At 67.1% G+C, this 20,850-nt stretch carries 20 protein-coding genes and 2 pseudogenes; 17 read left to right on the forward strand and 5 right to left on the reverse strand.

All coding sequences use genetic code 11. The features are described 5' to 3' along the window. Window positions 1-342: 342 nt before the first annotated feature. Complete coding sequence (locus OOZ48_RS02215; RefSeq protein ID WP_442867504.1) at window positions 343-1,599, reverse strand: class I SAM-dependent methyltransferase; 1,257 nt, start codon at window positions 1,597-1,599, stop codon at window positions 343-345. Between the two features lie 88 nt (window positions 1,600-1,687). Between OOZ48_RS02215 and OOZ48_RS02220 the strand changes: the two genes are divergently transcribed. From OOZ48_RS02220 to OOZ48_RS02240, 5 genes and pseudogenes are all read left to right on the forward strand, one after another. Further along, window positions 1,688-2,881, forward strand: coding sequence for a multidrug effflux MFS transporter (locus OOZ48_RS02220; RefSeq protein WP_269495257.1), 1,194 nt, complete (start codon window positions 1,688-1,690; stop codon window positions 2,879-2,881). Window positions 2,882-2,951: 70 nt separating this feature from the next. Further along, complete coding sequence (rpmB, locus tag OOZ48_RS02225; protein ID WP_269495260.1) at window positions 2,952-3,188, forward strand: 50S ribosomal protein L28; 237 nt, start codon at window positions 2,952-2,954, stop codon at window positions 3,186-3,188. Between the two features lie 19 nt (window positions 3,189-3,207). After that, window positions 3,208-3,375 (forward strand): 50S ribosomal protein L33, encoded by a 168-nt coding sequence (rpmG, locus tag OOZ48_RS02230; protein WP_003810296.1) that lies wholly within the window; start codon window positions 3,208-3,210, stop codon window positions 3,373-3,375. 85 nt (window positions 3,376-3,460) lie between these two features. Next, a pseudogene (locus tag OOZ48_RS02235) lies at window positions 3,461-3,956 on the forward strand (integrase); the annotation flags it as partial. A gap of 43 nt (window positions 3,957-3,999) precedes the next feature. After that, a pseudogene (locus tag OOZ48_RS02240) lies at window positions 4,000-4,128 on the forward strand (XRE family transcriptional regulator); the annotation flags it as partial. Window positions 4,129-4,373: 245 nt separating this feature from the next. On the opposite strand, the gene OOZ48_RS02245 reads toward OOZ48_RS02240, so the two are convergent. Beyond that, window positions 4,374-5,303, reverse strand: coding sequence for a LysR family transcriptional regulator (locus tag OOZ48_RS02245; RefSeq protein ID WP_269495262.1), 930 nt, complete (start codon window positions 5,301-5,303; stop codon window positions 4,374-4,376). A 124-nt stretch (window positions 5,304-5,427) separates the two neighbouring features. Here OOZ48_RS02245 and OOZ48_RS02250 point away from each other — a divergent pair, with 124 nt between their 5' ends. Further along, window positions 5,428-6,144: an SDR family oxidoreductase gene (locus OOZ48_RS02250; protein ID WP_269495264.1), complete on the forward strand. Its 717-nt coding sequence runs from the start codon at window positions 5,428-5,430 to the stop codon at window positions 6,142-6,144. A gap of 167 nt (window positions 6,145-6,311) precedes the next feature. On the opposite strand, the gene OOZ48_RS02255 is transcribed toward OOZ48_RS02250, so the two are convergent. After that, window positions 6,312-7,190, reverse strand: a complete 879-nt coding sequence (locus OOZ48_RS02255; RefSeq protein ID WP_269495266.1) for a LysR family transcriptional regulator — start codon at window positions 7,188-7,190, stop codon at window positions 6,312-6,314. Window positions 7,191-7,292: 102 nt separating this feature from the next. Between OOZ48_RS02255 and OOZ48_RS02260 the strand changes: the two genes are divergently transcribed. The 11 genes from OOZ48_RS02260 to OOZ48_RS02310 all read left to right on the forward strand — a co-directional run bounded on the left by OOZ48_RS02260 (window position 7,293) and on the right by OOZ48_RS02310 (window position 19,210). Continuing rightward, entirely contained in the window at window positions 7,293-8,366 is a 1,074-nt protein-coding gene (locus OOZ48_RS02260; protein ID WP_269495267.1) for an alkene reductase, read from the forward strand. Window positions 8,367-8,570: 204 nt separating this feature from the next. Next, window positions 8,571-11,222 carry a leucine--tRNA ligase gene (leuS, locus tag OOZ48_RS02265; protein ID WP_269495269.1) on the forward strand — a complete coding sequence of 884 codons (2,652 nt, stop codon included), beginning with the start codon at window positions 8,571-8,573 and terminating at the stop codon, window positions 11,220-11,222. Window positions 11,223-11,226: 4 nt separating this feature from the next. Continuing rightward, a complete protein-coding gene (locus OOZ48_RS02270; protein ID WP_269495270.1) occupies window positions 11,227-11,862 on the forward strand; it encodes an LPS-assembly lipoprotein LptE in 636 nt (211 codons plus the stop codon). Between the two features lie 4 nt (window positions 11,863-11,866). Then, window positions 11,867-12,922, forward strand: a complete 1,056-nt coding sequence (gene holA / locus OOZ48_RS02275; RefSeq protein ID WP_269495274.1) for a DNA polymerase III subunit delta — start codon at window positions 11,867-11,869, stop codon at window positions 12,920-12,922. Between the two features lie 14 nt (window positions 12,923-12,936). Then, complete coding sequence (locus tag OOZ48_RS02280; RefSeq protein ID WP_269495276.1) at window positions 12,937-14,202, forward strand: glutamate-5-semialdehyde dehydrogenase; 1,266 nt, start codon at window positions 12,937-12,939, stop codon at window positions 14,200-14,202. Window positions 14,203-14,204: 2 nt separating this feature from the next. Next, a complete protein-coding gene (locus OOZ48_RS02285; RefSeq protein ID WP_269495279.1) occupies window positions 14,205-14,621 on the forward strand; it encodes a CopD family protein in 417 nt (138 codons plus the stop codon). A gap of 30 nt (window positions 14,622-14,651) precedes the next feature. Beyond that, a complete protein-coding gene (locus OOZ48_RS02290) occupies window positions 14,652-16,121 on the forward strand; it encodes a THUMP domain-containing class I SAM-dependent RNA methyltransferase (protein ID WP_269495281.1) in 1,470 nt (489 codons plus the stop codon). 143 nt (window positions 16,122-16,264) lie between these two features. Continuing rightward, a complete protein-coding gene (locus OOZ48_RS02295; protein ID WP_269495284.1) occupies window positions 16,265-16,447 on the forward strand; it encodes a hypothetical protein in 183 nt (60 codons plus the stop codon). Window positions 16,448-16,592: 145 nt separating this feature from the next. Continuing rightward, window positions 16,593-17,096, forward strand: coding sequence for an RDD family protein (locus OOZ48_RS02300; RefSeq protein ID WP_269495287.1), 504 nt, complete (start codon window positions 16,593-16,595; stop codon window positions 17,094-17,096). Then, the gene (hslO, locus tag OOZ48_RS02305; RefSeq protein WP_269495289.1) at window positions 17,093-18,007 is read left to right on the forward strand and encodes an Hsp33 family molecular chaperone HslO; all 915 of its coding nucleotides are present in this window, start codon (window positions 17,093-17,095) and stop codon (window positions 18,005-18,007) included. The genes OOZ48_RS02300 and hslO overlap by 4 nt, the downstream gene beginning before the upstream one ends. A 192-nt stretch (window positions 18,008-18,199) precedes the next feature. Next, window positions 18,200-19,210 (forward strand): hypothetical protein, encoded by a 1,011-nt coding sequence (locus tag OOZ48_RS02310; RefSeq protein WP_269495290.1) that lies wholly within the window; start codon window positions 18,200-18,202, stop codon window positions 19,208-19,210. A gap of 26 nt (window positions 19,211-19,236) precedes the next feature. On the opposite strand, the gene ftsB is transcribed toward OOZ48_RS02310, so the two are convergent. Together ftsB and eno are read right to left on the reverse strand one after the other, a co-directional pair. After that, window positions 19,237-19,527, reverse strand: a complete 291-nt coding sequence (ftsB, locus tag OOZ48_RS02315; protein WP_269495292.1) for a cell division protein FtsB — start codon at window positions 19,525-19,527, stop codon at window positions 19,237-19,239. 18 nt (window positions 19,528-19,545) lie between these two features. After that, window positions 19,546-20,832, reverse strand: a complete 1,287-nt coding sequence (gene eno, locus OOZ48_RS02320; RefSeq protein WP_269495294.1) for a phosphopyruvate hydratase — start codon at window positions 20,830-20,832, stop codon at window positions 19,546-19,548. Between the last annotated feature and the right edge of the window lie 18 nt (window positions 20,833-20,850).

Raw genomic sequence — 20,850 nt, forward strand, 5'->3', positions numbered from 1 at the left:
TTGAGCGGCAGGCGTTTACGGACAGCCGGTTTATGCGGCGCGGGGGATTGGATAGACATGTAGCCTCCTTTGGGTTACGGAGACGCGGGACGCACCAATATGCGCAACGCGCCATAGCTTAGGGGAGGGTGTGCGGAAGACGGGGCCAGCCCGCCAATACATACCAGCACTAGCGCGGATGCCTGCGGCATCCCTTGACAGGTTTCTGGGGCCGGCGCGCGCCGACCCGTCATACGCCAGAATTGAAAGACCAAACCGCCGGGCCGGGTCGCGAATCGCAACAGCCTGCCACGGCGGAAACTTTATTTTACACGCATGATGCGGTGAAATAAACCCTGATGGCTACTGGGCACCGGCCGGCGGGCTGCGATACATGTAGTCCCGGCGCCAGGGATAGCTGAGATCGGCGGGGTGGTCGAGCTCGTCATCGCGCCCGTGGGGGTGCGGCTGGACGAGGATCTGATGCAATGCGATCCAGCCGTGCTCGAAGCCCATCGCGCAGCCCGCCAGGTACATGCGGTAGGCCCGCAGCGAGCGGGCGCCCTGCTCGGAATCCAGGATGGCGCGCGCCTGCTCGAGCTTGTCCTCGAGGGCGTCGCTCCAGGCCCAGAGCGTGCGCGCATAGTGCGGCCTGAGGTTCTCGACATCCACGTCCTCGAGCCCCGCCTCCGCCAGCGTGCGCATGACGTAATTGACGTGGGACAGCTCGCCGCCCGGAAAGATGAACTTTTCGATGAAGTCGCCCATCCCCGCGCCGAGCTCGGCATTGTCCAGGCCGCCGGCCGTGATGCCGTGGTTCAGGATGAGGCCGCCGGGGCGGACCAGGCGCCGCAGCTTGGAGAAATACCCCGTCAGCTGGGCGCGGCCCACGTGTTCGAACATGCCCACGGAGGCGATCTTGTCGTAGGGCTGGGACTCGTCGAGCTTGCGGTAATCCAGCAAGTCCATGCGCACCCGGCCGCCCAGGCCTTTTTCCTCGATCAGCCGGTTGACGTAGGCATGCTGGTTGCGCGATAGCGTGATCCCGGTGGCCTGCACGTCGTAGTGCTCGGCGGCCCACAGCAGCAGGCCGCCCCAGCCCGCGCCCACGTCGAGGAAACGGTCGCCGGCCTTGAGGGCGAGTTTGCGGCAGATGTGGTCGAGCTTGGCCTCCTGGGCCTGCGCCAGCGTCATGCCGGGCTCGCGGAAATAGGCGCAGGAATAGACCCGCCGGGGATCCAGCCACAGCGCATAGAAATCGTCCGACAGGTCATAGTGGAATTCGATCTGCCGGGCGTCGCGTTCGATCGAGTGGCGCCAGACCGAGGTCAGGCGACGCACGATCTCGGTCAGCCAGCCCGAGCGGGCGGCATCGACCGGGGACTGGGGCAGGATCCCGGCCGCCAGGCGCATCAGGTCGCGCATGGAACCCTCGAAACTGAACTTGCCCTCGACGTAATCCTCGCCCAGCACGCCAACCTCGCCCGCCGCGAAATGCGTCAGGACGACTGGGTCCCGGACCTTCAATCGGAGCGCCGCATCGGCGGCGCCGACCAGCCGGCCGTCGGGCAGCTCCAGGGACACGGGAACGGGCAACGCGGCAAGCTTGGCTTCTATCATGGACTGGATCGAGCTCAACACAACCTCCCTTTTGGACGCACAGGACCTTGTTATAGTAGCGCCAAACAGAACGATCCGAAGCCCCCGCATGCCACCCCGAACGACACTGGAAAACCTGCCGCCCTGGCTGATTCTCATGGGGTCGCTCGCGGCCATCGGTCCGCTCGCGATCGACATGTACCTGCCTTCGTTCCCGGCCATCGCCGCCGACCTCGGCGTGGCCCAGGGATTGGTCGAGCAGACGCTCGCCACCTACCTGCTGGGGCTGGCGCTGGCGCAGCTCTGCTACGGACCGCTCGCCGACCGCTACGGGCGCAAGATCCCCCTGCTGGGCGGCCTCGCGCTGTTCGTGGTCGCATCGCTGGGCTGCGCCACCGCGGCCACCATCGATCAGTTGGCGCTCTGGCGGATCGTCCAGGCTTTCGGCGGCGCGGCCGGCATGGTGATCCCGCGCGCCGTGATCCGCGACCACCTCGAGACCCGCGACGCGGCCAAGGCCTTGTCCTTGCTGATGCTGGTCATGGGGGTGATGCCCATCCTCGCCCCCTTGCTGGGCGCCCAGGCCCTGCTGCTCGGTTCCTGGCGCACGATCTTTCACATCATGGCCGCGGTCGGCATCCTGCAGTGGGTGGCGGTGGCGACCTCGATGCGCGAGTCGCTGGACCCCGCGCACGTCGCGGCCCTGACGCCGCGCATCGTCGCGTCCACCTACCGCGACCTGCTGCGCCACAAGGCTTTCATGGGCTACGCCTTGGCGGGCGGCTTCGGATCGGCGGGCCTGTTCGCATACATCTCGGGCTCCCCGCGGGTCTTCATCCTGCTCTATGGCGTCGAGCCGCAATACTTCGGCCTGCTGTTCGGCCTGAACGCGGCGTCGCTGATCGTCGCCTCGCAAATCGGCGCCCGCCTCCTCAACCGCCACACCCCGGCCGCGCTGCTCAAGCGGTCCCTGCGCGCCATGGCGCTGGCCGCCCTGGCCGCCCTGCTGCTGACGCTGGCGGACCTCATCAATCTGAGCCTGCTGATGCTGTGCCTGATGGGCTTCATGGCCAGCCTGGGATTCGTCGGCCCGAATGCCGCGGCGCTCGCCCTGTCGGAACAAGGCCGCCGGCTGGGGATCGCCTCGGCCCTGATGGGCGGCCTGCAGATGCTGTGCGGCGCGCTCTCGGGGCTGGCCATCAGCGCCTGGCATACCGAAACCCCCCTGCCGCTGGCGGGTATACTGGCGCTTTGCGCCGCGCTCGCGTGGCTTTCCGGGCGTTTTGCGATGCGCGCGGCTTGATTCACCAGGCACTTTCAGTTTAGAATGCTTGGCTTTACTGATCTCCATATTACACAGCAGAGGTGAGCCCATGGCACGCGTATGCCAAGTGACTGGCAAAGGCCCGATGGTGGGCAACAATGTCTCTCACGCCAACAACAAGACCAAGCGCCGTTTCCTGCCCAACCTGCAGTCGCGGCGTTTCTGGGTCGAGAGCGAAAACCGCTGGGTGCGCCTGCGCGTGTCCACCAAGGCCCTGCGCATCATCGACAAGAACGGCATCGACGCCGTGCTGGCCGACCTGCGCGCACGCGGCGAACTGGCCTGACAGGCCCTAGGAGCACATCATGGCAAAAGGCATCCGCGAAAAGATCAAGCTCGAGTCCACCGCTGGGACGGGTCATTTCTATACGACGACCAAGAACAAGCGCAACATGCCCGAGAAAATGCTGATCAAGAAATTCGATCCGGTCGCGCGCAAGCACGTCGACTACAAGGAAACCAAGCTGAAATAATCTCGAGCGCCCTCCGGGGCGACTCGCCGGCTTGCGCCGGACTGCCAGCCGCCCGTTCCACGGGCGGTTTTTTTACCGGTATGGTGGGGAACTGACCGTCGATCAGGCGCGCACGATGGCGCAGGAGTGACTGGCCGAGATGCGCAAGGGCGGCGACCCCAGCGCGGCTATCAATCAGGGCGTCATCGACCGCTGCATCATCCCCATCCTGGGGCGAATGAAGGCGCAGGATGTAAAGCGCTCCCGACGGTACGAATCCGTGCCGCCACGTCCCGATGCACCCGCCCGGAAAGGAAACCCGGCCCATCGTAGACGATGAACTGGTGCGGATCTTCCGTCACCTGGAGCATTTGGAAGCGGAAGGACTGGAGAACTATGTCATCGCGCTGGCGATCCACCTGCAATTCGAGTTCGCTGCTCGCCGCTCCGAAATCCGCCCCCTGGAACGGGACTGGGTTGATCTGGAGAAGCGTCGCGCCGTCTGGCCTGACAGCAAGACCGGCGGCATCTCCAAGCCCATGAGCGAGGACGCCTATCGGCTGCTGTCCAGCGCATCGCGCCGAGATCCCAGACGGTGCCCGGCAAATCTGCTCGGGTGCAGCCCAACACTGGCGTTAGAACTTGCTCCTGATGGTGTCCCGCCCGCGCGTGTCGGACGTGGTGCACAAGAAGACCACCAAGTTCACTATTGATACGCTGGTCGAAATGTTGAGCCGCATCGGCAGGCCCGTCCGCTTGGCGGTTGGTCAGTAGGCACGGAGGGCTGCTTGATCGTGGATCTTTTGGATATTCCCTCGACATCGGATGGTCGGGTCAATCCGATTTGAACGGGCATGGCGTTCTCAGAATTCCTTATTGGGATCATCATAGCTGCGCAGCGTCGTCGGGCCGCCGACGCCCGCAGCGACAGCGAAGGGCACAGACGAAAGGCAAGATTGAAGGGTGCGGCACCACTGTGCGCGCAAAGCTAGCGTCCCGAGCTGGAGATTCAGCGCACATCAGTTGACCAACTGCGTGTCCTTGCAGACAGCCAAAATGGTGTCGCGGAGCCAGCGATGGGCGGGGTCTGCATGGAGGCGTGGGTGCCATATGGCGGATACCTTGATCGGAGGGGTACGCACCGGCAACTCGAAATGCTGAACGCCCGCACTGATGGCGGCATCATCCGCCGACCCAATGCCCAGACTCGAACGCGGGACAAGCCCGATGAGGTCTGAGTGGCGCACGATCCGCACGGCATTGGCATAGGCAGGCACGACCGTGGCAACCGTTCTGCGCAAGCCCATCTGATCAAGGGCATCATCCACTGGGCCGGAAAATTGGCGTTTGCGCGAGACGACCACATGCCGATAGCCTGCATAGCGTTTGGCCGTTACGCCTGGTCTTTCCAGGAGAGGATGACCCGTTCGACAAATACCGACGAACCGGTCTTGAAGAAGAAGCCGCGTCTTCAGTTCTGGTGCCTTGGTTCCGATCACCCCGATCTCCAAGTCGATCATGCCTTCTCGCAGCGGTTGTGCGTCCTTGTCGAACTTCGGAACGAAACGGATGCGGACACGGGGCGCGCTCTGGGCGATCACGGCCATCAGCGACGGGCCGATCAGATCGACAAACCCGTCATTGGCCCGGATCGTGAACGTTCGCTCCAAGGTCGCCACGTCTAGGACGTTACTGACGGGCTGAAGCACCGCGAGCGCATTGCGCGCAAGCTCATGCACTTGCTCGGTCAGTTGTTCCGCGTAAGGGGTTGGAACGAGTGTCCTGCCGGCCTGCACGAGCAGTTGATCCCCTGTGGCTACCCGAAGCCTGGAAAGCGCCCTGCTCATGGCCGATGGGCTTAAACCAAGCCGACGTGCCGCCCGTGTCACATTGCGCTCGGTGAGCAGCATGTCCAACGATGTGAGGAGGTTCAAATCAACGTGTCGCATCACGGACAATCCCTGGGTTTTCTGTGCATCAGACGCAATCAATTATTGCATTACGCGCGTCTGGTGCAAAACATGAGGCGCATCCAGAATCAATGTCTGTCCAGTCGCATGAAGAGGTGCAACCATGACGAACTCAATCAGCCGTGAACCTCGCCCGAGCATTTTGCTCATCGGCGCTTCGCGTGGCCTTGGTGCCGCGATGTCGGCGGAATTTCTCAAAAGGGGATGGAACGTCACCGGCACCGTGCGCGGGGATGTCAGAACCGAATTGCATGATTTGGCCGATGCCCACGCAGGCCGCGTCGAGATCGAGCGACTCGACGTCACCGAACAGGCGCAGATTGCCGCATTGCGTGATCGCCTATCTGGCCGCAGCTTCGACATCCTATTCGTGAATGCCGGAACCGCGAACGCCAATCAGCACGAAACCATTGCTGACGTGTCCACGCAGGAGTTCGTGCGCGTCATGCTCACCAACGCGCTCGCACCGATGCGCGTCATCGAAGTGTTGCAGGGCTTGGTGCCTGCCAACGGCCTGATCGGCGTCATGTCGTCTGGGCAAGGCAGCATCGCCAGTAACGAGAAAGGCAAGCATGAGGTCTATCGCGGCAGCAAGTCGGCCCTGAACCAGTACATGCGCAGCTACGCCGCTCGGCACGCGGGGGAATCCCGTGCGTTGATGTTGTTGGCTCCCGGCTGGATTCGTACCGCGCTGGGCGGGCCGGAAGCGCCGTTCAGCCTTGATGAAACCGTCCCCGACATCGTAAAGGCGCTGCTCTCGAAACGAGGAAAACCCGGTCTGGAATACCTCGACCGCATGGGTCGAACCGTTCCTTGGTGAAGCGCCTGAATACCGCGAATGTCAATGAAGGGCGCCGGGCGGTGCATGGCGTCGCGCCGGTCCTGGCGGGTTGGCCGGGTTGGTTCTTGCCGCTCGCTGCCCGGCGCTGCCCGACGCGGAGGCCGTGCGGGACGACTCGGCGTGCGTTTCGGTGCATAGCGTCGTTCTCAGCCAGAGAGCACGAGCAAATCGTCGGGATACTGGTTGCTCATGAAATCCACGAACGCGCGAACCTTCGGGCTGGGCAGGCGGCGGGACGTGTGCAGCACCCACAGTTCGACATCCCTGCCGGCCGATCCCCACTGCACGAGTTCACCGCTGGCCAGCAGCGTCCAGATGATGGATTGCGGCAGCAGCGCCACGCCCGCACCGGCAAGAATGGCATCGCGGATCGTCAACAGAGATGAGGCGCGCAGCACCGGCTGCGGCTCGATGGTGAAACGGGCACCGTCGATGGACCAGGATTCGCCCGCATACGTGGGCAGCACGACGGCAGGAACCCGGACGGGCTTCCTGCTCCCGCCTGTCGGCATCGGCACCGAAGGCGCAGCGGCGATCACCAGGCGGTCCTTGGCGATGCACCGGCCCACCAGCGTGCTGTCCTTGCTCGGGTTGATGCGGATCGCGACGTCGAAATGCTCATCCACGAGATCGATGACACGATCCTCCGACACCACCTCCAGTTGCACTTCGGGATAGGTGGCCAGGAATTGCGCAGCAAGGCGCCCGAGCGCCAGTTGGGAGAACAGCAGCGGCGCGGCGACCCGCAGGCGGCCCCGGGGGATGGCGAGCCCTTCACGTGCCGCGGCCATGGCATCGGCGACTTCGTGCATGGGCTCTTCGGTTCGGCTGGCCAACAATCGTCCGGCCTCCGTGAGGGCGAGGCCGCCGGCGCCGCGCTCCAGGAGCCGGACACCCAATGCGTCTTCCAGGCCGGCGATGCGACGGGACAAGGTGGCTTTCGAGCGGCCGCTGGCGCGACTGGCCTTCCCCAAGCCGCCGTGAACCGCCACCAGGTTGAAGTCTTCAAGGGCATTGAGATTCATGTGTTTTGAAACCGAGACGATCTGTCTAGTAAATATGGTCTTTGTTTTGTTTATGGGACTCCTTACAGTGTAGGGCAAATCACTCAGCCCGAGGACTCTCCAATGGACACACTATTCACTCCCGTTCGTGTCGGACGCTATGTGCTGCCGAACCGCTTGGTCATGGCGCCGATGACCCGCTCGCGCGCCCAGTCCGACGGCACGCCGGGGGAATTGGCCGCCGACTACTACGCTCAGCGCGCCAGCGTTGCGCTCATCATTACCGAGGGGACCCAGCCGTCGGACGATGGTCAGGGCTATCTGGCGACACCGGGCATTTACACCGACGCGCATGTCGCCGGCTGGCGAAAGGTTGCGGCTGCCGTGCACGGGCAGGGAGGGCATGTCTTCATCCAGCTCATGCATGCCGGCCGCATGTCGCACCCGGACAATACGCCGCATCACCGTCAGGCCGTTGCGCCGTCGGCCATTGCGCCGGGTGCGCAGATGTTCACGCCCAAGGGTTTGCAGGACATCCCCGCACCGCGTGCGCTGACCGCGGCAGAGGTACGTCAGACGGTGGCCGACTTCCGCATCGCGGCACGCCGCGCGATCGAGGCCGGGGCCGATGGCGTCGAGCTCCATGGCGCGAATGCCTACCTGGTCCAACAATTCTTTGCGCCCAGCGCCAACACGCGCTCCGACGAATACGGTGGCTCGGTCGAGAACCGGACCCGCTTCGCTCTCGAAGCCATCGATGCGATCGTCGATGAGATCGGTGCCGACAGGACGGCGATCCGCCTGTCGCCCGGTACGACGCTATGGGGCATCGACGAAGGCGCCGACGGACCGGATCTCTATCGCTGCCTCGTCGCTGCACTCGACCAGCGCAGACTGGCCTACCTGCACGTCGTTCATCAGGGCGACGAACAACTTCTGGCCAAAATCCGCGGCCTCTGGAGCGGCGCGCTGATCCTGAACCGGGCGGGCCGCCCGCGCGACCAGATAGGGACGGACATCGCCTGCGGACTGGCCGAGCTGGAATCCTACGGCCAACTGGTGCTGGCGAATCCGGATTTCGTTAGCCGGGTAAAGACCCATGCGCCGATGAACAGCGCCGACCGCAGCACATTCTTTGGAGGCACGGCTCGGGGCTATACCGACTACCCTGCATTGAACAAAACCGAAGCGGCTTGAGGCAAAGCACTGCCTTCGGAGTGTCCTGCAACTCGACGAGCACATGGCGGGACGTCATTGCCAGACGCCCTGGAGTGTCTGACACCAGTCATTTTTTTGGCGCCCGGCCGACGAAAAGCACCCGCGCGGCGCCCGACCCCGGCGACACAGCACGGTACAATGACGGGTTGCTTGATCCGACCCACCCCACATCCCGACAAATCCATGCAGGAACGCTACATCCCGACCGAAGTCGAAACCGATGCCCAGGCGCACTGGCGCGCGGGCGACGTCTACCGCGTCACCGAGGACGCCCGCGACGCCCAGGGCACGCCCAAGCCCAAGTTCTATGCCTGCTCGATGCTGCCCTACCCCAGTGGCAAGCTGCACATGGGCCACGTGCGCAACTACACCATCAACGACATGATGACCCGCCAGTTGCGCATGCGCGGATACAACGTCCTGATGCCCATGGGCTGGGACGCCTTCGGGATGCCGGCCGAGAACGCCGCGATGAAATCCGGCGTGCCGCCCGCCCAGTGGACCTACGACAATATCGCTTACATGAAAAAGCAGATGCAGTCGATGGGCCTGGCGATCGACTGGTCGCGCGAGATGTGCGCCTGCGATCCCAAATACTACAAGTGGAACCAGTGGCTGTTCCTCAAGATGCTGGAAAAAGGCATCGCCTACCGCAAGACCCAGGTCGTCAACTGGGACCCGGTCGACCAGACCGTGCTGGCCAACGAACAGGTGATCGACGGGCGCGGCTGGCGCTCGGGCGCGCCCGTCGAGAAACGCGAGATTCCCGGCTATTACCTGCGCATCACGGACTATGCCGACGAGCTCCTCGACACGCTCGAGGACGGCCTGCCCGGGTGGCCCGAGCGCGTGCGCCTGATGCAGGAAAACTGGATCGGCAAGAGCGAAGGCGTGCGCTTCGCCTTCCGGCATGACATCCGCGACACCGACGGCAGCCTGATCCAGGACGGCCTGCTGCACGTATTCACCACGCGCGCGGACACCATCATGGGCGTGACCTTCTGCGCCGTGGCCCCCGAGCACCCGCTGGCGGCGCGCGCCGCGCGCGACCAGCCGGCGATCGCGGCCTTCATCGAGGCTTGCCGGCACGGCGGCACCACCGAGGCCGAGCTCGCCACCCGCGAAAAGGAAGGCATGGACACCGGCCTGACGGCCATTCATCCCCTCAGCGGCGAGCCCGTGCCGATCTGGGTCGGCAACTACGTCCTCATGAGCTACGGCGACGGTGCGGTGATGGGTGTGCCCGCCCACGACGAGCGCGACTTCGCCTTTGCCTTGAAATACGGCCTGCCGATCCGCCAGGTGATCGCCGCCGAAGGCCGCGAGTACTCCACCACGGCCTGGCAGGACTGGTACGCCGACAAGCAGATCGGCCATACCGTCGCCTCCGGCAAATATGACGGCCTGGGCACCGCCGAGGCGATCCGCGCCGTGGCCGCCGACCTGCAGGCCATGGGCCTGGGCGAGCCCCGCAGCACCTGGCGCCTGCGCGACTGGGGCATTTCGCGCCAGCGCTATTGGGGCACGCCGATCCCCATCATCCACTGCGAGGACTGCGGCCCCGTGCCCGTGCCCGAGCACGACCTGCCGGTGATCCTGCCCGAGGACCTCGTGCCCGACGGCAGCGGCAACCCCCTGGCCAAGCACGAAGGCTTCCTGACATGCCAGTGCCCGCGCTGCGGCAAGGCCGCGCGCCGCGAGACCGACACCATGGACACCTTCGTGGATTCGTCCTGGTATTTCATGCGCTATACCTCGCCGGGCAACGACACCGCCATGGTCGATGCGCGCAACGATTACTGGATGCCGATGGACCAATACATCGGCGGCATCGAGCACGCAGTCCTGCACCTGCTGTATGCCCGGTTCTGGACGCGCGTCATGCGCGACCTGGGCCTGCTGAAATTCTCCGAGCCCTTCACCCGCCTGCTGTGCCAGGGCATGGTGCTCAACCATATCTATTCGCGCAAGAACGCCCGCGGCGGCATCGAATATTTCTGGCCCGAGCAGGTCGAGAACATCCGCGACGACAAGGGCACGATCGTCGGCGCGCGCCTGAAATCGGACGGCTCGCCGGTCGACTACGGCGGCATCGGCACGATGTCCAAATCCAAGAACAACGGCGTCGATCCGCAATCCCTGATCGACGGGCTGGGCGCCGACACCGCGCGGCTGTTCGTCATGTTCGCCAGCCCGCCGGAACAGACCCTCGAATGGTCGGACTCCGGCGTCGAGGGCGCCCATCGCTTCCTGCGCCGCCTCTGGGCGCTGTGCCACAGCCACGCTCGGGACATCCGCGACGCCGCCGGCGCCGCGGCCGACTGGACGACCGCAGCCCCCGCCGACCGGGACCTGCGACGCCAGATCCACACCCTGCTCAAGCAGGCCGACTACGACTACCAGCGCATCCAGTACAACACCGTCGTCTCGGCGGCGATGAAGATGCTCAACGCGCTCGAGGCCGCCGGCGCGGCCTCGGCCGGCGGGCCCGCACTGGCCGAAGGCATGTCGATCCTGCTGCGCGTGCTGTATCCGGTCGTGCCCCATATCACGTGGCGGCTGTGGCGCGATCTCGGCCTGGCCGACCAATGGGGCGATCTGCTCGATGCCCCCTGGCCCCAGGTGGACGAGGACGCCCTGCGCGCCGACCGTATCGAGCTCGTCCTGCAGGTCAACGGCAAGGTCCGGGCCCAACTCACCGTCGACCCGGACGCCGACAAGGCCGGCATCGAGGCCCAGGCCCGCGGCCACGAGGCCGTCGGGCGCTTTCTGGAAGGCCGCGAGCCCAAGCGCGTCATCATCGTTCCCGGCCGCCTGGTCAACGTCGTAGGATAGCCCCATGGCCCCCTTCCCGCCCGTCCGCCACCGGTCCCGTCTGTTCCTGGCCGCCGCCCTGGCGCTGTGCACCGTGCTGGCCGCTTGCGGCTTCCATCTGAAGGGGGCCACGCCCGTGCCCTTCAAGACGCTCTATACCAACATCAACCTGGATACGGAATTCGGCGCGCGCCTGCAGCGCACCATCCTGTCGAATTCGCCCGACACCCGCTTCACCGGCCGCCGCTCCGAGGCCGACGCCTACCTGCATCAGATCTCGGACGAGCAGAACCTGCGCCAGGTGTCCCTGGACGCCGAGGGCCGCGTCGAGGAATACGAGCTCGAACTGATCTTCACCTTCGAGGTCCTGGACCGCGCAGGCCACCTGATCCTGCCGCCGACTACGCTGCACAGCCTGCGCGAACTGCCCTACAACGAACGCATCGTCCAGGCCAAGGAAAGCGAGATCACCCGCACCTTCGCCAATATGCGCAATGGGCTGATCGACCAGATCCTGCGGCGCCTGAGCGCCCCCGAGATCGCCAACGCCTATGCCGACGCCGCCAACCGCCCGGTGGTCGAGGCCCCCTCCGAGCCGGCGCCCGCCGGGCCGCCGGCCAGCCCGCTGTCGCGGCCGGGATCGCCGGCCACCTATCCCTGAGGCCATGAGCCGCGGCCCGGATCCCGACCGCTACGTCGCACAGCTGGCGTCGGCACAGACGCTGGCGCCCTGCACGGTGATCAGCGGGGACGAGATCCTGCTCGCCACCGAGGCGGGCGACGCCCTGCGCGCCGCCGCCGCGCGCCTGGGCTGCTCCGAGCGCACGCGCCTGGTCATGGACGCGCGCGGCGACTGGAGCGCCGTCCTGGCCGCCACCCAGAACACCTCGCTGTTCGGCGACCTGAGGCTGCTCGAGATCAGCCTGCCCACGGGCAAGCCCGGCAAGGCCGGCGGCGAAACCCTGCAGCGGCTGGCGGCCCTCGCCCGGGAGGGACGGCTGCCGGACGTGCGCATCGTGGTCCATCTGCCCGGCCTGGACCGCGCCACCCAGCAAAGCAAATGGGCACAGGCCCTGCGGCAGGCCGCCCTGTGGGTGGACGTCCCCACGGTCGGCCGCGAAGCCCTGCCCGCCTGGATCGCCGCCCGCCTCGCCCGCCAAGGGCAGGACATGGCGCGCGAGGCCCTGGAATGGGTGGCCGACAAGGTCGAGGGCAATCTGCTGGCGGCCCACCAGGAGGTGCAAAAGCTCGGCCTGCTCCATCCGCCCGGGCCTATTTCCCTCGAGCAGGTCCAGGCCGCCGTCCTCAACGTGGCGCGCTACAACGTATTCGACTTGCGCGATGCGATGCTGCTGGGCCGGGCCGAACGCGCCTTGTCGGTCCTCGAGGGCCTGCGGGCCGAGGGCGAGGCCTTGCTGCTGGTATTATGGGCGGTGGGCGAGGAAATCCGCATCCTCGGCCGCCTGTCCGAGGCGCAGCGCGCCCGCCAGGGCATCGATGCGCTGCTGCGCAAGCACCGGCTGTTCGGCCCGCGCGAGCGCCTGGCCCGTCAGGCACTCGACCGCGTGCCGCCCGGCGCCTGGCCGGCCGCCGTGCGGCACGTCCAGGAAATCGACTGCCTGATCAAGGGCGTGCCCGTCGCAGGCAGGCTGTCCGATCCCTGGGATGAACTGGCCCGCCTGGTCATGCGCATTGCGGTGGCCGGCGCACCGCGTCCCTGAACCGTCCTGACACCATGAACGACACGTCTTCCGATTCCTCCATGATCCTCCTCGGCCGCCAGGCCCGCCAGGCCGCGCGCGGCATGCGCAATGCCACCGGCCGCGACAAGGCCCGCGCCCTGCGGGCGATGGCCGACGGCCTGCGCGCCCGCAAGGACTGGCTGCAGGCCGAAAACGCGCGCGACCTGGATGCGGCGCAGCGCAACGGCCTCGACGCCCCGCTGGCGGAGCGCTTGAAACTGTCGGACAAGGCGCTGGACACCATGGCCCTGGGCCTGGAGCAGATCGCCGCCATGCCCGATCCCATCGGCGCGCTGACCGAAACCCTGATCCGGCCCAACGGGATGCGGGTCGCGCGCATGCGGGTGCCGCTGGGCGTCATCGGCATCATCTACGAATCGCGCCCGAACGTGACCATCGACGCGGCGGCCCTGTGCCTGAAATCGGGCAACGCGGCCATCCTGCGCGGCGGCAGCGAGGCCTTCCATTCCAACCGAGCGCTGGGCGACGTCATCCAGGCGGGCCTGGCCGAGGCCGGGCTGCCGGCCCACGCGATCCAGGTGGTGGGGACCACCGACCGGGCCGCCGTGGGCGAGATGGTCCGCATGACCGACTACATCGACGTCATCGTGCCGCGCGGCGGCAAGGGCCTGATCGCACGCCTCGCCGAGGAGGCCCGCGTCCCCATGATCAAGCACCTGGAGGGCAACTGCCACATCTACGTCGACGCGGCCGCCGACCTGGAGCGCGCGATCGGGATCGTCGTCAACGCCAAGACCTACCGCTGCGGCATCTGCGGGGCGGTCGAGACCCTGCTGGTCCACGCCGGCATCGCCGAGGCCCTGCTGCCCCGGCTGGGCCGGCGCCTGGCCGAACTGGGCGTCGAGTTGCGCGCCTGCCCGCGCGCGGCCGCCTGGCTCGACGGCAGCACACCGGCCACCGAGGCGGATTGGGCCACGGAATTCCTCGCCCCCATCCTGGCCGTGCGCGTGGTGGACACGATCGACGAGGCCATCGACCACATCGCCCGCTACGGTTCCGAGCACACCGAATCCATCGTCACCGAGGATCTGGCGGCGGCCCAGCGCTTCCAGCGCGAGGTCGACTCCAGTTCCGTGTACGTCAACCTGCCCACCTGCTTCGCCGACGGTTTCGAGTATGGCCTGGGGGCCGAGATCGGCATTTCGACCAACCGCCTGCACGCCCGCGGGCCGGTGGGCCTCGAAGGCCTGACGATCCTGAAATGGGTCCTCACCGGCGAAGGGCAGTTGCGGGGATAGGCGTGCTCTGGGTCAAGGCCTTCCACATCCTGTTCGTCATCGCCTGGTTCGCGGGCCTGTTCTACCTGCCGCGCATCTATGTGAACCTGGCGCAGACCGACGAGCCCGGCGCACGCCGGGTGCTGCTGGGCATGGCGCGGCGCCTGTACCGCTTCATGACGCCGCTGGCGGTGCTGGCGGTCCTGCTGGGGCTCTGGCTCTACCTGGGCTGGGGCCTGGGCCGGGGACAGCTCTGGATGCACGTCAAGCTCGCCGCCGTCGCCGCCCTGGCGGCCTATCATCTGCTGTGCCTGCGTTACCTGCGCCGTTTCGAGCGCGGGGCCGGCACGCCCGGCCACCGCTACTTCCGCGGATTCAACGAGATCCCCGTCCTGCTCCTGCTGCTGGTCCTGATCATGGTCGTGGTCAAACCCTTCTGATGCCATGAGTCAAACAACCCTTCTGATGCCATGAGTCAAACCCCGCCCCGCAAGACCCTGAGCCTCAAGGACAAGACGCCCGCCGCACCGGAACGCGAAGCCCCGCGCAAGCGCTCGGGCGCGCGAGCGCGCCAGGTCGCCCTCCAGGAACTGGCGCAGGGCCAGTCCGCCGAGGCGCGGCGGCCGCCAGACGCCAAGCCCACGCGCCGGGCGAAAAGCCCGCGCAGCGAGCCGGATTCACGCGACGCCATGCCGCGGCGCGATGCGAGACCGTCGCGCAAAGCCGCCACTGCGCCCATCACGCCATCGGACCCCGACGCGCGCATCCGGCGGATGCGCCGCCCCCGCGAAGCCGAGGTCTACGACCTGTATGCCCCGTGTCCGCACGGCCTGGAGCAGGCACTGGCGCTCGAGCTCCAGGCGCTGGGCTACGAGGCCGTGCGCGAGGGGCGCGCGGGATGCCATTTCCGGGCGGACTGGACCGGCGTGCTGCGCGCCAACCTGTACTCGCGGCTGGCGACGCGCATTCTGGTGCGTGTCGCCCAGGCCGAGATCCACACCGAGGACGACATCCTGGCGCTGGCGCGGGATACTCCCTGGGAGCGCTGGTTCGGCGCCGAGCAGACGCTGCGGGTGGACACCTCGGCGGTGCGCAGCCCGTTGCGCAGTCTCCAGTACTGCAACCTGCGGGCCAAGGACGGCATCTGCGACCGCCTGCGGGAGCGCGAGGGCGCCCGGCCGGACATCGACACGGTGCGCCCGGACGCCCGCGTGCACCTGTTCCTGGATGCCACCCGCGCCACGCTGTATCTGGACGTCTCGGGTGAATCGCTGTTCAAGCGCGGCTGGCGCCTGGACAAGGGCGAGGCGCCCTTGCGCGAGAACCTCGCGGCGGGCCTGCTGGCCCTGTCCGACTGGACACCCGACAAGCCCCTGCTGGACCCTTTCTGCGGCAGCGGCACCATCCTGATCGAGGCCGCCTGGATCGCCCTGGGCGTGCCGCCTGGAATCTGGCGCCCGTTCAGCTTCGAACGCCTGCGCAATCACGATGCCCGCCGGTGGCGCGACCTCAAGGAGGACGCGCGGGCGCGCATCGCGCCGCGGATCGAGCAGGCCCTGGTCGGCTGCGACCTCGATCCCTCCGCCATCGATGCGGCCCGCGCCAATCTGGAGCGCGCCCACCTGACCCCGGATGCCATCCGCCTGGAGGTCGGCGATGCGCGCCGGATACCCGCGCCCGCGCCCGAGGGTTGGATCGTCACCAACCCGCCCTACGGCGAACGCCTGAGCGGCGACGACACCGAGCTCTGGCCCCAATGGGCCAGCCACCTCAAGCGTCATTACGGCGGCTGGCAGGTCAACGTCATCAGCAGCGACCTCGAGCTGCCGAGGCACATGCGCCTCAAGCCGCGCCGCCGCCAGCCCGTACACAATGGCGCATTGGACTGCCGTCTGTTCCAGTTCGACATCGTGGCGGCGGGCTACCGGGACGAGGCATAGCACGGCCCGGTGCCGTGGCGATTTCACACCACTGTCGCCCCTCTTTATTGCACCGCAAAAAAATCCTTGCTTTTTGACTAGGGTAAACCCTATAATAGGGTTAACCCGAGCGAAACGCTCTTCATTCAGCAAAGAGGCTAGCTATGAACACGATGAACCACACCCGCCTGACCGACTCCCTCGAACGCGAACTGCTGCAGCAAGCCATCGAGGCGCAATACGAATATCCCGTCCTGGACAAGATGCTGAGCAATCTGTTCCGCAAGGTGGCGACGTTCTTCCGTGGTCCCGAGGTCACGATCCATCAGACCCACACCGCCCACTAAGAAACTCTCTGCTGCACCGCAAAAGAGCCGCCAGGAGGCGGCTCTTTGCATTGAGGGTCCCGGCGATCCCGCGCCGCCTGCCGGCGCATGGCCAGGTTTCGGCGTTTTGCAGGATAATGACGGGTTTCCGGTCCCTCTTCGCGCCATGCCCCTCACCCCAGCCCCCAGCCGCCTCAGGCGCTTCGCCTGCATGATGTATGAAGGCGTCCTGCTTTTCGGCGTCCTGTTCCTCGCGTCCTACCTGCTCGATACGCTGACCCAGAGCCGCGACGGCCTGATGCTGCGCCATACGCGCCAAGGCGTCGCCTTCGTGGCCATCGGCCTGTACTTCATCCTGTGCTGGCGGCACGGCGGCCAGACCCTGCCCATGAAGACCTGGGACATCCGCCTGGCCGGCCGCGACGCCGCGCCGGTACCCTTGACGCGCATGGTGCTGCGCTATGTGCTGATGTGGCTGCTGCCCCTGCTGGCCGCCTGGCTCGTCGGGCGCCTGTCCACCGCCACCGGCTACGCCTCGGTCGACCTGCTGATCGTCGCGGCGCCCTTCTCGATCTTCGTCTGGACCTGGTTCGATCCCGAGGGCCAGTTCCTCCATGACCGCCTGCTGGGCACCCGGCTGGTCGACCTCAAGGCATCGACACTCCCATGAGCGACACCCTGCACAAGTACCTCGCCCTCGACCACGCCACCCGCGTCCAGGCGGTGCGCCTGACCGACACCTGGCGCACCGGACTGGCGCACCAGGACCATCCGCCCGTGCTGCAGCGGCTCATGGGCGAACTGTCCGCCGCCGCGGTCCTGCTGGCCGGCAACATCAAGTTCAACGGATCGGTCGTCCTGCAGCTGCAGGGCAACGGCCCCGTGCGCCTGATCGTGGTCGAATGCACCACGGACCTGGGGCTGCGCGCGACCGCCCACGTGCGCGAGGATGCCGGCATCCCGGACGACGGCACCCTGCAGACGCTGCTCAATGCGGACGGCCAGGGCCGCTTCATGGTGATGCTGGACCCCGAACGCCGCGAGACCGGCGCGCCGGCCTACCAGGGCATCGTGCCCCTGGAGGGCGAAACAGTCGCCGACGCGCTCGAGCACTACATGCGCAATTCCGAGCAGCTCGACACGCGGATGTGGCTGGCGGCCGACGAGCGGCACTGCGCGGGCTTCCTGCTGCAGCGCCTGCCCGAGGCCGGAGGCCGTGCCGCGGAATCGGCCGAGGAGCCCAGCTGGGACCGTTTCGTCGCCCTGGCCGAAACCCTGCAGACCGCCGAGCTCCTGGACGAGGACACCGACACCCTGATCCATCGCCTGTTCTGGCAGGATGAACTGCGGATGTTCGAGCCCCAGGCCGTGCGCTGGCATTGCCCATGCTCGCGCGACCGCGTCGCCAACATGCTGCGCACCCTGGGCCGCGCCGAGATCGACAGCATCCTCAGCGAACAAGAGCAGGTGCGGATCGCCTGCAATTTCTGCGGCAAGCCCTATGTCTTCGACGCCGTGGACTGCGCGATGCTGTTCACCGACGGTCCCCAGCCGCCGCAGGAGCCCGGCACGCTGCACTAGACATAATGGTTGCTCGTTAGGCGACGGAGGCTCGTCTCCTGTATCGCGGATTGCGCCCTCTTTCGAGGGGGCCGAGCCACATGCGGCGGGGCGAGCCCGCGCGCATCGGGATCCGCGCGGTTTCCACACTCGACAGGCCTGCGCCGCCCCCCGACACTGAAAGGCCTCCGATGGTCTTCCAGGTCCCCCGGCATGCGCTTTCCACTTGCGGTCCCGCTGCGGCCCGCCACCCGCCAACGCGGCGCGGGCATGGCGGGATTCCTGCTGACCGCCCTGCCCGTCCTGCTATTGGGGGCGGGCGCCATAGAAACCGCCCATTGGCTGTTCCTGCGCCAGACCCTCAGCCACGCCCTGGTCGAGGCCGGCCGCGCAGCGGCTACCCGACACGCGCAGCCCGCGGCGCTGGCGCGGGCTTTCGAGGACGCCCTGCGCATGCTGCATCCCGAGATCCGGCAGCGGGATGCCGCCTTGGCCTGGCGCCGGCGGGCGCTGGACGGCCCGCCCTGGCGCATCCGGGTGATCCGCCCCGCGCGCGCGGCTTTTCTCGATCACGCCGACCCGGGCACGGGCGCCCCGCCGTTCGGCGCCCTCGGGCCGGCTCAGATCCGCAATGATCGCCAGCACGAACAACACCAGCGGGCGATGAGGATGGGTTGGCCCGCCGGACGCGGGCCGGTGTCGGGCGAGACGGTCTTCGAGGCCAACACCCTGCAGCTCGAGCTGATCTGGCCTCACCGTCCCCTGCTGCCCGGCGTGGCCGCCGTGCTGCGCCTGATGGCGGAATCCGCCTCGCCCGAGGATGACCGCCGGCGTGTGCTGACGCAGGGCCTGTTGCCCATCGTGCGCAGCGCGACCCTGGCCATGCATTCGCATCCTGCGCAATGGCCCGACCTGGCCGACGGCCGGGTGGTGCACGGCAATCCCGCCTCGGGGCCGCCTTCGGCCGCCGGGCCGGACTGCGCCCATGGACCCAACGCCTGCCTGCCGCATGGGTCCCCGCCCGGCGCGGCCGATGGCGGCACAGCCGGCGAGGCGGGGCACGGCGTGCCGCCCGCTGTCCCGGACGGCACGGCCGCCGGCCCGCCGTACGACCCAGCCGCCTCCAGACCGGATGGCAGCCATGCGGACGGCCGCGGCAACGCCGGTATCGAGGCGGGCGACGCGGCGCCCGGGGATCTGTCCTGTGATCCCCCCCTGCCATGAATGCCCGGGCCGGGCGGGCCTTGGAATCAGGGCTTGGGGGCGGACGCGGGCGGCAGGATCTGGACGAAATACTCGCCCTCGCGGATCATGCCCAGCTCGCCGCGGGCGCGCTCCTCGATGGCCGAGGTCCCGGATTTCAGATCCTGGACCTCGGCCTGCAAGGCGTTGTTGCGCGCGGCGAGCGCCTGCGTGCTGTCCTGCTGGGCCGCCACTTGTTTCTGCAATTCATGGACCCGCATCCAGCCGCCCTTGCCCCACCACAGCGGATACTGGGCGGCCAGCGTGAGGACGGCCAGGACGAGGATCAGCAAGCGCATGCCCGGATCCCCGCAGGATCAGCGCAGGTTGTAGAAGGCGTCACGCCCGGGATAGGCGGCGACCTCGGCGAGCTCCTCCTCGATGCGCAGCAGCTGGTTGTACTTCGCCATGCGGTCCGAGCGCGACAGCGAGCCGGTCTTGATCTGCATGGCGTTGGTTGCCACGGCGATGTCGGCGATGGTGGAGTCCTCGGTCTCGCCCGAGCGGTGCGAGATGACCGCCGTGTAGCCGGCGCGCTTGGCCATCTCGATCGCCGCGAAGGTCTCGGTCAGGGTGCCGATCTGGTTGATCTTGATGAGGATGGAGTTGGCGATCCCCTGGTCGATGCCTTGCTTGAGGATCCGGGTATTGGTCACGAACAGATCGTCGCCCACCAGCTGGACCTTGCGCCCGAGCTGTTCGGTCAGGATGCGCCAGCCTTCCCAATCGTCCTCGGCCATGCCGTCCTCGATCGAGACGATCGGGTATTTGTCGCACCAGGAGGCCAGCAGATTGGCGAAGTCCTGCGACCCCAGGGCGATGCCGCCCTCGCCGGCCAGGTGGTACTGGCCGTCGCGATAGAACTCGGAGCTGGCGCAATCGAGGCCCAGCACGATCTGCGAGCCGGCCTCGTAGCCGGCCGCATCGATGGCCTGCAGGATGAGGCCGATGGCCGCCTCGTGGTTGGCCACGTTCGGCGCAAAACCGCCCTCGTCGCCCACGGCGGTCGACATGCCCTGCTGGCCGATGATTTTCTTGAGGGCGTGAAAGACCTCGGCGCCCATGCGCAGGGCCTCGCGGAAACTGGTGGCACCCACAGGCAGGATCATGAATTCCTGCAGGTCGAGCGTGTTGTTGGCGTGCGCCCCGCCATTGATGACATTCATCATGGGCACGGGCATCTGCATCGGGCCGCTGCCGCCGAAATAGCGATACAGCGACAGGCCGGCATCGTCGGCCGCGGCCCGCGCCACGGCCATGCTGGCCGCGAGGATCGCGTTCGCGCCCAGGCGGCTTTTCGTGTCGGTGCCGTCCAGGTCGATCAGGGTGTGATCGATGAAGGTCTGCTCCTGTGCGTCCAGCCCCATGAGGGCGTCGGAAATCTCGGTGTTGACGTGCTCGACCGCCCGCAGCACGCCTTTGCCCAGGTACCGGGCCGCGTCGCCGTCGCGCAGTTCGATCGCCTCGCGCGAGCCGGTGGATGCGCCCGAGGGAACGGCGGCCCGGCCCATGGCGCCGGACTCGAGCAGCACGTCGCACTCTACGGTGGGATTGCCGCGCGAATCCAGGATTTCGCGCCCGATGATATCTACGATTGCACTCATGTCTGACTATCCTGCCTG

Source organism: Castellaniella sp. S9 (assembly GCF_027257175.1).
Taxonomy (GTDB): Bacteria; Pseudomonadota; Gammaproteobacteria; order Burkholderiales; family Burkholderiaceae_B; genus Castellaniella.